General features: G+C 67.8%; 12 protein-coding genes. 6 read left to right on the top strand and 6 right to left on the bottom strand.

Going from position 1 to position 10,013, the window contains the following annotated elements; translation table 11 throughout:
• From QH168_RS14040 to QH168_RS14025, 4 genes are all read left to right on the top strand, one after another.
• The coding region (locus QH168_RS14040) for an AMP-binding protein (RefSeq protein ID WP_280235070.1) at window positions 1-1,075 on the top strand (1,075 nt) is incomplete at its 5' end.
• 187 nt (window positions 1,076-1,262) lie between these two features.
• Window positions 1,263-2,474: a Na+/H+ antiporter NhaA gene (nhaA, locus tag QH168_RS14035; RefSeq protein WP_280235068.1), complete on the top strand. Its 1,212-nt coding sequence runs from the start codon at window positions 1,263-1,265 to the stop codon at window positions 2,472-2,474.
• Window positions 2,475-2,502: 28 nt separating this feature from the next.
• Entirely contained in the window at window positions 2,503-3,042 is a 540-nt protein-coding gene (locus tag QH168_RS14030; protein WP_432421094.1) for a phage holin family protein, read from the top strand.
• Between the two features lie 112 nt (window positions 3,043-3,154).
• Window positions 3,155-4,090: an alpha/beta fold hydrolase gene (locus QH168_RS14025; RefSeq protein WP_280235066.1), complete on the top strand. Its 936-nt coding sequence runs from the start codon at window positions 3,155-3,157 to the stop codon at window positions 4,088-4,090.
• Between the two features lie 14 nt (window positions 4,091-4,104).
• Here the strand turns inward: QH168_RS14025 and QH168_RS14020 are convergent, their stop codons facing one another.
• The 4 genes from QH168_RS14020 to nth are packed head-to-tail and all read right to left on the bottom strand — an operon-like array spanning window position 4,105 to window position 7,350.
• Entirely contained in the window at window positions 4,105-5,298 is a 1,194-nt protein-coding gene (locus QH168_RS14020) for a MarP family serine protease (protein ID WP_280235065.1), read from the bottom strand.
• Window positions 5,295-5,996: an NUDIX hydrolase gene (locus QH168_RS14015; protein ID WP_280235064.1), complete on the bottom strand. Its 702-nt coding sequence runs from the start codon at window positions 5,994-5,996 to the stop codon at window positions 5,295-5,297. Before QH168_RS14015 ends, QH168_RS14020 begins: the two co-directional genes overlap by 4 nt.
• On the bottom strand, window positions 5,993-6,625 hold the full coding sequence (locus QH168_RS14010) for a TlpA family protein disulfide reductase (RefSeq protein ID WP_280235076.1): 633 nt from the start codon (window positions 6,623-6,625) through the stop codon (window positions 5,993-5,995). Before QH168_RS14010 ends, QH168_RS14015 begins: the two co-directional genes overlap by 4 nt.
• A gap of 26 nt (window positions 6,626-6,651) precedes the next feature.
• A complete protein-coding gene (gene nth, locus QH168_RS14005; protein ID WP_280235075.1) occupies window positions 6,652-7,350 on the bottom strand; it encodes an endonuclease III in 699 nt (232 codons plus the stop codon).
• 241 nt (window positions 7,351-7,591) lie between these two features.
• On the opposite strand from nth, the gene QH168_RS14000 reads away from it, so the two are divergent.
• Both QH168_RS14000 and QH168_RS13995 read left to right on the top strand, forming a co-directional pair.
• Complete coding sequence (locus QH168_RS14000) at window positions 7,592-7,819, top strand: hypothetical protein (protein ID WP_280235063.1); 228 nt, start codon at window positions 7,592-7,594, stop codon at window positions 7,817-7,819.
• Between the two features lie 144 nt (window positions 7,820-7,963).
• Window positions 7,964-8,638, top strand: a complete 675-nt coding sequence (locus QH168_RS13995) for a Crp/Fnr family transcriptional regulator (protein ID WP_014348619.1) — start codon at window positions 7,964-7,966, stop codon at window positions 8,636-8,638.
• Window positions 8,639-8,710: 72 nt separating this feature from the next.
• Here QH168_RS13995 and QH168_RS13990 read toward each other — a convergent pair whose 3' ends face one another.
• Both QH168_RS13990 and QH168_RS13985 read right to left on the bottom strand, forming a co-directional pair.
• Entirely contained in the window at window positions 8,711-9,502 is a 792-nt protein-coding gene (locus QH168_RS13990; protein ID WP_280235062.1) for an MBL fold metallo-hydrolase, read from the bottom strand.
• A 15-nt stretch (window positions 9,503-9,517) separates the two neighbouring features.
• Complete coding sequence (locus QH168_RS13985; protein ID WP_280235061.1) at window positions 9,518-10,006, bottom strand: RidA family protein; 489 nt, start codon at window positions 10,004-10,006, stop codon at window positions 9,518-9,520.
• Window positions 10,007-10,013: the final 7 nt, after the last annotated feature.

Genomic DNA, 10,013 nt, shown 5'->3' with positions numbered 1-10,013 from the left:
CAAACCCGACACCGACATCTACTGGTGCACCGCCGACATCGGCTGGGTCACCGGACACAGCTACATCGTCTACGGACCCCTCGCCAACCGCACCACCCAAATCGTCTACGAAGGCACCCCCAACCACCCCGACGAACACCGACATTTCGAGATCATCGAAAAATACGGCGTCACCATCTACTACACCGCCCCCACCTTGATCCGCACCTTCATGAAATGGGGCCGCGACATCCCCGACGCCCACGACCTGTCCTCACTGCGCGTACTCGGCTCGGTCGGCGAACCCATCAACCCCGAAGCCTGGCGCTGGTACCGCGAAGTCATCGGCGCGAACACCACACCCATCGTGGACACCTGGTGGCAAACCGAAACCGGCGCCATCATGATCTCCCCGCTACCGGGTGTCACCACCGCCAAACCCGGCGCGGCCATGACCCCACTGCCCGGCATCTCCGCACAGGTCGTCGACGAGGAAGGCCGCCCCGTGCGCCCGGCGGGCGATTCGGCGGTCGTCGGCTACCTGGTCCTCGATCAGCCGTGGCCGTCCATGTTGCGCGGCATCTGGGGCGATATGGAGCGGTACCAGGCGACCTACTGGGATCGCTACGCCGAGCAGGGCTGGTACTTCGCCGGTGACGGCGCGAAACTCGACGCCGACGGCGATCTGTGGGTGCTCGGCCGCGTCGACGACGTCATGAACGTCTCCGGGCACCGCATCTCCACCGCCGAAGTCGAATCCGCCCTGGTCGGACATGCCGGGGTGGCCGAGGCCGCGGTGGTCGGGGCCAATGACGAGACCACCGGACAGGGCATCGTCGCCTTCGTCATCCTCACCGCCGAGGCCACCGACACCGGCGCGGCGCTGGTGGACGAACTCGAGGCCGAAGTGGCGAGGGAGATCAGTCCGATCGCCCGGCCGCGCGAGATCCATGTGGTGCCGGAGCTGCCCAAGACCCGCAGCGGCAAGATCATGCGCAGGCTGCTGCGCGACGTCGCCGAAGGCCGCGAACTCGGCGATACCTCCACGCTGGTCGATCCGCATGTCTTCGAGGCGATCCGAGCCTCGCGCGCCTGAACCGACCCGGCGTTCTTCCGGCAGGATCGGCAGGTTACGCCCGGTGGCTTCGGTTGTCATCGGGCGTAACCGTTAGAATTGCGTAAGGTGTGCCGGGAAGTCTGGTCGGCGCGCGGATGTGCGGCAGCGGACCGAATGGTTGGTGCGGCGCGTGCGCGGTCCTGGCCGACCTGTCGAGAGGTTTCCCGTGATCACAGCGGCGCGATCGGAGCTGTCCCGCTATCTACGCACCGAAACCGTGGGTGGCTCACTACTTCTCATCGCGGCCGCGGTGGCGTTGCTGTGGGTGAACTCGCCGTGGGGCGATTCCTATCGGACGATGACCGACACCGTCCTTGCCATCCCACCGCTGCATCTGGAACTCACCCTGGCCGACTGGACCAAGGACGGGCTGCTCGCGGTCTTCTTCTTCGTGGCTGGCCTCGAACTCAAACGCGAACTCGTCGTCGGTGAACTCGCCGACCGCAAACGGGCCGCGCTACCGATCATCGCCGCCGTCGGCGGTGTGATCACCCCCGCGATCATCGCGTACGCGATCGGCTACGGCGTCCCAGGTATGGACCGCGGCTGGGCCATACCGGTCGCCACCGATATCGCGTTCGCTCTCGCCGTACTCGCCATGACCGGTTCGCGAATCCCCGCCACCGCGCGGGTCTTCCTGCTGAGTCTGGCGGTGGTCGACGACCTGCTGGCCATCATTCTGATCGCGGTGCTGTTCACCGCGGGATTGTCGCTGCTGTGGCTGCTCACCGCGATCGCCTGCTTCATCGGATGGTGGCTGGCGCAGCACATGCGTCTGCGCACACCGCTGGTGTACATCCCGCTGGCGCTGGTGGCCTGGTACGCCCTGCACGAAGCGGGGGTGCACCCGACACTGGCGGGTGTCGGCATGGGTCTACTGACACGCGTCCGCACGGACCCCGAGGAATCCGAAGCGCCCGCCACCAGGTGGGAGCATCTGTTCCAGCCCATCTCGGCCGGGTTGTGCGTACCGCTGTTCGCACTGTTTGCCTCAGGAGTTCCGTTGAACAGCAACGTGTTCGGCGAGATGTTCACCGACCGGCTGCCGCTGGCCATCATCGCCGGGCTGCTGCTCGGCAAGACCATCGGCATCATGGGCTCGAGCTGGCTCGCCATCCGGATCGGTATCGCCGAACGCCCCGCCCATCTCGGATATCGCGATATGTTCGCCCTGTCGGTGCTCGGTGCGATCGGGTTCACGGTTAGCCTGCTGGTGGCAGAACTCGCGCTGAATGACGAAGCCGCCGTGGAATTGGCCAAGGCAGCGGTCCTAGTGACCTCTATGGCGGCATCGCTGGCCGGATCGGCGCTACTGTTGCGGCGTGGGCGTGTCCACCAGGCGCGGCGTGACGCGCGTGCGCTAGAACGAGAACAATGATGCCTGGACAGGGAGAAGGGTCGACCAAGTGAGTGTCACACAGGGCGGTAACGGACGCGACGCGCATCGAGACGGCTCTCCGCACGATCCCGGACGCACCGTGACCGCGATCCCCCTGTCCGAGGTCGACCCGACCGCATCGGCCAGCTTCGGCACCCTGGTGCGCGATGCCACCGAACAGGTCTCGACGCTGGTGCGCGCCGAAGTCGAACTGGCCAAGGCCGAGGTCACCGGTGAGATCAAGAAGGGGCTCCAGGGCAGCGTCTTCTTCATCGTGGCGCTGACCATCCTGCTGTTCAGCAGTTTCTTCTTCTTCTTCGCCGTCGCCGAAACGCTCGATATCTGGCTGTACCGGTGGGCGGCGTTCTGGATCGTGTTCGCGCTGATGGTCATCGCCACCGTCACCTTCGCCTTCCTCGGCTACCGCAAGGTCAAGAAGCTGCGGGCGCCGGAGAAGACCATCGACTCGCTCAAGCAGACCCGCACGGTGCTGCCGAGCGGGCTCGGCGCGCACGGTAAGCACGAGTTGACCGCCGACAAGATCGCGATGGACAAGCCCACCCGCTGAACCATTCCGGCCGCGACCGGCCCCGCTTCGGATCCGATCGGACATCCTTCGACCCTGATCCGAGGCGGGTCGGCCGCGCGCGCCGGGCCCGCGCCTACTACGCTCGATCGGCGTGGCGTCGAACTTCCTGCCGGACCCGTCCAGCGTCCGTTATGACGGTCCGTGGACGCACCGCGACGTTCACGCCAACGGCATCCGCTTCCATATCGTCGAGGCCGCGGCCGAACGCACGGACGCGCCGCTGGTGCTGCTGTTGCACGGGTTCGCCGATTTCTGGTGGTCCTGGCGCCATCAGCTGACCGGCCTCGCCGACCTCGGCTACCGCGCCGTCGCGGTGGATCTGCGCGGCTACGGCGACAGCGATAAACCACCACGCGGCTACGACGGCTGGACCCTGGCCGGTGATATCGCCGGACTCATCCGCGCCCTCGGCCATACCGACGCCGCCCTGGTCGGTCACGCCGACGGTGGCCTGGTGTGCTGGGCGACGGCGGTACTGCATCCGCGGCTGGTCCGTGCCATCGCGGTGATCGGCTCACCGCATCCCGCCGCGCTCAAGAGCGCGGTCCTGCGCGACCGCGCCCAGCGCACGACCTGGCTACCGAACTTCCTGCGCTATCAGCTGCCCCGATACCCGGAGCATCTGCTGACCCGCGGTGACGGGGCCGAGGTCGAGCGGCTGCTGCGAGAGCGGACGCGCGCCGGTTTCACCGAGGACGCCGAATTCGCCGATACCGCGCGCCGGATGCGCTCGGCCATCCAGATCGCCGGTGCCGCCCATTGCGCCCTGGAATATCAGCGCTGGGCTTTCCGCAGCCAGTGGCGGCCGGATGGTCGCCGGTTCATGGCGATCATGCGCAAGCCGATCGAGATCCCGGTGCTGTCACTGCACGGTGAGCAGGACCGATATGTGCTGGCCGCGACCCTGCATCGCGGACACCGGCTCTCCCCGCGGCGCAGCGTGGTGACGATTCCCGATGCCGGACACTTCGCGCATCAGGAGAACCCGGACGCGGTCACCACCGAACTGGCGAAACTGCTGGCCTGACCGCGGCGCACCGATCAGCTCAGCACACACGGCCCCGTCGCGACCGGTGCCGTCGACCCGACCGCCGCGGCGAGCTGACGCTCGACCTCATGCAAGGTGAGCACATAGCCGGTGTCGTCATCGGTGACGGCGGCGCCGAACACCACGCCGAGCACATTGCCTTCGGCATCCACCAGTGGCCCACCGGAATTGCCGGCGCGCACCTGTCCGCGCACGGTGTAGACCTCGCGTTCGATGGTGCCGTCGCGGTAGATCGTCGGGCCGGTCAGATCGAGTGTCTCCCTGACTCGGGCCGCGCTGGCGGTGTAGCGCCCACCGCCCGGATAGCCGAGCACGATCGCGCTGTCGCCCGAACGGGCGGGGGACGCGGCCGGCGGGATCACCGGGGCGGTGAGCCCGGGTACCGAGAGCACCGCGACGTCGGTGGACGGATCGAACAGCACCACATCGGCTTCCAGCGGACCGGTGGCGGTGTCGACGGTGACGCTGGTGGTGCCCGCGACGACATGCGCGTTGGTCATCACCCGCTCTTGGGCGATAACGAAGCCCGAACCTTCCAGCGCCCGCTGACAACTCGGCGCGACTCCGCGAATGCGCAGCACGCTCTGCTGAAGATCGGCGGCGACCGGGCTGGCGAGCACACTCGGGTCCGGCGGCTCGACGGCTGCGATCGGCGCGCGGCCGAACGGCCCGATCACATCGGGCAGGCCCGAGGTGTTCAGCAGTTTGGAGAACTCGTTGGGCAGCTTGCGCAACCAGTTCGGCGCGACGTCGTTGACATCGGCCAGCACCCGGGAGCCATTGATCGCCGTCGCGATGGACGGCTGCGAGGAGGTCGCCAACGGCAGGGCGAGCAGCCAGGCGATCACCAGCACCGCCACCGCCTGTAGCGCCGCACCGACGACGCTGTCGACGCTGCGGGTGAAGGGATGGCGCATACCGCCGCGGGCCGCGCGCCCGAGCACCATGCCCGCGACCTCGCCGACGATCACCAGCACCACGATCAGCAGCACACCGGCGAGCACCCGGCTGCGACCCTCACCGATATGGATCAGGATGTGCGGCGCGATCAGGATGCCGGCGACCGCGCCGAGCACCACGCCGAGGAACGCCAACGCCGAGGCGACCGCGCCCTGGCGCCAGCCCGAGGAGGCGGCAAGCAGCGCGAGGACGACCACCGCGATATCGAGCCAGGTCGATGCGCTCACAGGGTCATCCCCACCGCGGCGAGGGAGGTCTCCAGATCACGCACATCGGCGCGATCCCATTCGCGCTCCCAGCCGAGCGTGGTGATCAGCCCGGCGAGGATCCCGCCGGTCAGACCCCACACCAGCATCCCGTCCACCTGGAAGGCGGGACTCTGGTAGCCGAGGCTGCCCCGCACCAGGAACCGGTTCGCCGGATCGAGCAGATCGGACAACGACACGCGCACCACCCGTTCGGTTTCACTCTGATCGACCACGCGCACCTCGCTCGGCGTGCGCCAATACGCCACCACCGGCGCCACATCGAAGCGCGACGGCGGAACGAACAATTTCGGTAGCACCGCGACCGGCTGTACACCGTCACGATCCAGGCCGGTTTCCTCCCACGCCTCCCGCAACGCGGTATCGACCGGGCCGGTGTCACCGGGATCGACCGCACCGCCGGGGAAGGCGATCTGCCCGCGATGCTGGCGCATGGTCGAGGCGCGCTGGGTCAGCAGCACCTCGGCGTCGGCGGGTAGTCCGCCCGGTGCGTTCGGGTCCGGCTCCGGTGAACCGCCGAACAGCACGAGCACCGCCGCCTGGCGGGGCTCGGAGGTGAAGGTCATGACCCGGCGCAGGGCGCGGGCCTTGGCCAGGGTGTCGGAGAAGTCGGTCTGCGACTGGGTGACACCGGCCAGCCAGGGCGGAATATCGGTCATGGTGAGACTCCAAGCGCCCCGGAGACGGTGTCGGCGATGTCGGCGACATCGTGGAACGGACGGGCGAGGTATTCGGCGATCGAACCGTCCGGGCGCACCAGCACGGTGATCGGCAGCGCGGTCGGCGCACCGGCGGCCGCGCGTACCGCGGCGCCCGGATCCTCGACGGCAGGCATGGTCAACGGTGGTCGACCCGCGGTGCGCTGCTCATCGTTCAATGCGGCGAGCATGGCCAGCGCCTTGTTCTCGTCGGGATCGCTGTGCACCGTCAGCACCGTCACCGCCGGACCTACGCTGTTCGCGTACTCCTGGAGGATCGGCAGCTCGGTCCGGCACGGCTCGCACCAGTAGGCCCACAGATTCAGGACCGCGGGCTTACCCGCGAGAGCGGCGGCGAGGTCGACGGGCTGTCCGTCGGCCACACAGGTCAGCGACAGTCCGGCCAGCGGGCCCGAACCCACCGAGCCGTCGGCGGGATGCGGGCACGGCGCGAGACCGGCGGCGGCGCGCGACTGCGGATCGACCCGTGCTGCCGAGGTGGCGTGGTCGGCCACGCGGTCGGCGTCGTCGGTGCCGCGCGGCCACAGGGCCACGGCCAGCGCGATCACCACGATCAGCGCCGACAGCATCCAGCGCCAGACGACGGGAACTCGGCTCACCGGCCCACCAGCTCGAGCAGATGCTCCGCTTCCGGCCCCTTCACCAGCTCGGCGGCGACGTCCGGATCGGTCGGCCCGATCCCGAACGAGGGGCAGTCCTTGGCCAGCAGGCATACCCCGCAGGCCGGTTTGCGCGCATGGCAGACCCGGCGACCGTGGAAGATCACCCGATGGGACAGCAGTGTCCACTCCTTGCGCTCGATCAGCTCGCCGACGGCGTGTTCGACCTTGACCGGATCCTCTTCGGTCGTCCATCCCCAGCGGCGCACCAGCCTGCCGAAGTGGGTGTCGACGGTGATACCCGGCACCCCGAACGCGTTGCCGAGGATGACGTTGGCAGTCTTGCGCCCGATGCCGGGTAACCGGACCAGTTCCTCCATGGTGTGAGGCAACTCACCATCGAAATTTTCCAGGAGGGCCTGTCCGAGCCCGATGAGCGAGTTCGTTTTGTTCCGATAGAAGCCGGTGGGGCGGATGTACTCCTCCAGCTCGGCGCGATTGGCCTCGGCATATGCGCGGGCGTCAGGGTACTTGGCAAAAAGCGCGGGCGTGGTGAGATTCACGCGCACATCGGTGCACTGCGCGGAAAGTATTGTCGCGACCGCCAATTCCAGCGGAGTGGTGAAATCCAATTCGCAATGCGCGTCCGGAAATGCAAGTGCCAGTTTCCGGTTCATCCGGCGGGCACGGCGCACGAGACCGAGCCGGGTTTCCGCCGGTCGAGCGCGGGTTTTCGGTCTCGACGCGCCTGCGGCCGCTGCCGCAGGACCAGCCGCCGCCGCGGTGGCCGAAGGCCCGATCCCGGCGGCGGTAGAGGGGGAGGCAGGCACCCGTCCACCATACGGAACGCACCGACATCGTTGCCTTCCGAGATCTGGTGCCGTGTTCCATCTGAGACCTGGACAGTGTTTACTGCTCGGCATGCAAGGACTCGCTGTGGTGCTCTTCCCAGTGGCTTTGATGCTGTTCGCCCTGGGTATGGAGCGGGTCGAGAACCGGCTCCGCAAACTTCTCGAACCCGACGAAGAAGTTCAGCTGTACTTGGACAAGGCAAGCAACGCCGAGGTGAAAGAGCTGACAAGGCTCGGTCTGCCCGCGGCGGTGGCCCGCATGCGCAGGCGCCGCTCCCGCACGGAAGAGCTGGACATCGCCCGGGCCAGCTGAGCCCGAACGATACGACGTTCACACCACGTAATCCGGTCATTACGTGGTGTCTGTCACTACGCGCCATGAATGCCGCGTAGACTGCACTGTCGGCCGACCCACTTCGGTCCAGGACTACAGCCAATTCCCATAAGGAGCACATTCGTGGACGAGGCCCTCGCCAGAGCAGGCATCTTCCAAGGCGTGGAGCCCACCGCGGTGGCGGCACTCGCCAAACAACTACAGCCCGTGGATTTCCCGCGCGGCCATGTCATCTTCAACGAGGGCGAGCCCGGCGATCGGCTGTACATCATCACGTCCGGCAAGGTGAAGATCGGTCGCCGTTCCCCGGACGGCCGGGAGAACCTGCTGACCATCATGGGCCCGTCGGACATGTTCGGCGAGCTGTCGATCTTCGACCCCGGTCCGCGTACCTCGACCGCGACCACGGTCACCGAGGTCCGCGCGGTCACCATGGACCGTGAGGCGCTCAAGTCCTGGATCGACCAGCGCCCCGAGATCGCCGAGCAGTTGCTGCGCGTGCTGGCCCGCCGCCTGCGCCGCACCAACAACAACCTCGCCGACCTCATCTTCACCGACGTCCCCGGTCGAGTCGCCAAGGCACTGTTGCAGCTCGCCCAGCGGTTCGGCACCCAGGAGGCCGGTGCGCTGCGCGTCACGCACGATCTCACCCAGGAAGAGATCGCCCAGCTGGTCGGCGCCTCCCGCGAGACCGTGAACAAGGCGCTCGCCGACTTCGCGCATCGTGGCTGGCTGCGGCTCGAGGGTAAGAGCGTGCTGATCTCGGATTCCGAGCGTCTGGCCCGTCGCGCGCGCTGATCGCACGCACATCCGCATAATCGTTCGAGGCCCGGCCGCCTATTGCGGACCGGGCCTCGAACATGCGACCGGTCAGGACTGCGACCGCAGATACTCCAGCTGAGCCTGCACCGAACTGCGTGCCGCCAGCCACAGCTTCTTGTCCACATCCGCGTACACCTTGCGGACCACCGCCATCGGCCCGGCATCGGGTCCGAGTTCGACCAACGCCGCGCGCACCTGTTCCAGGCGCTCGTGACGATGCGCGATGTAGTAGCGCGCGACGGGTTCGAGATCGGGATGATCGGGGCCGTGCGCGGGCAGCAGCGCCTTACCGGCACCCGCATCGACCAACCGATCCAGCGATCGCAGGTAATCGCCGAGCGTCCCGTCGGTCGAATCGAGCACCGTGGTGCCGCGACCGAGGATGGTATCGCCGGTCAACACGGCATCGTCGAGCACGAAACTCACCGAATCCCCGGTATGGCCGGGGGTGTGCAGCACGCTGATGCGCAGTCCGGCGGCGACGATCACCTCACCGTCGGTCAGCACCGCGTCGCTGCCGCGTAGATACGCGCCGTCGGTGGCTCGCACCGGCGTTCCGGTCAGCTTCACCAGGCGATCGATACCGTCGGTGTGATCGGAATGCCGGTGCGTGATCAGGGTGAGCGCGATATCGCCGTCGGTCGCCCGTGCGATGGCCTCGATGTGCTCACGCTTCTTCGGACCCGGATCGACCACGACGTACCCGGAGCCGCCGGGCGCCCGCAGGATCCAGGTGTTCGTCCCGTCCAGGGTCATCTGGCCGGGATTGTCGGCGAGCAGGACCGCCGCCGTCGGCGTGACCTGCCGCACCTGTCCGTACGCGGGATGGCTCAGCGTCATGGACCTACCTCCTGATCACCGCACCTCGGCGATGAGTTCGACCTCGACCGGCGCGTTCTTCGGCAGCTCCGACACCCCGACCGCCGAGCGCGCATGCGTGCCAGCGGCGCCGAAGACCTCACCGAGGAACTCCGAGGCGCCATTGATGACCAGCGGCTGATCGGTGAAACCGGGCGCCGACGCGACGAATCCGACCACCTTCACGATCCGCACCACCTCGTCGAGCCCGACCAGATCGTGCACCGCGGCCAGCGCGTTGAGCCCACACAGCCGGGCGGCCTCGGCGGCCTGCTCCAGCGACACCTCGGCGCCGACCTTGCCGGTCACCGACAGCGCGCCCGAGACGAACGGCAGCTGCCCCGAGGTGTAGACCAGCGAGCCGGTGCGTACCGCGGGAAGGTAGGCGGCGACCGGCGCCGCGACCTCGGGCAGGCTCAGTCCGAGCCGGGCCAGATTGCGTTGCCAGGGGGTTGCGGGTTCGGCCGCGGGCGATTCGATAGCCATATCGGCC

It is taken from the genome of Nocardia cyriacigeorgica, from assembly GCF_029868385.1.
Taxonomy (GTDB): domain Bacteria; phylum Actinomycetota; class Actinomycetes; order Mycobacteriales; family Mycobacteriaceae; genus Nocardia; species Nocardia cyriacigeorgica_F.
This window is presented reverse-complemented; position numbering and strand designations above follow the sequence as displayed.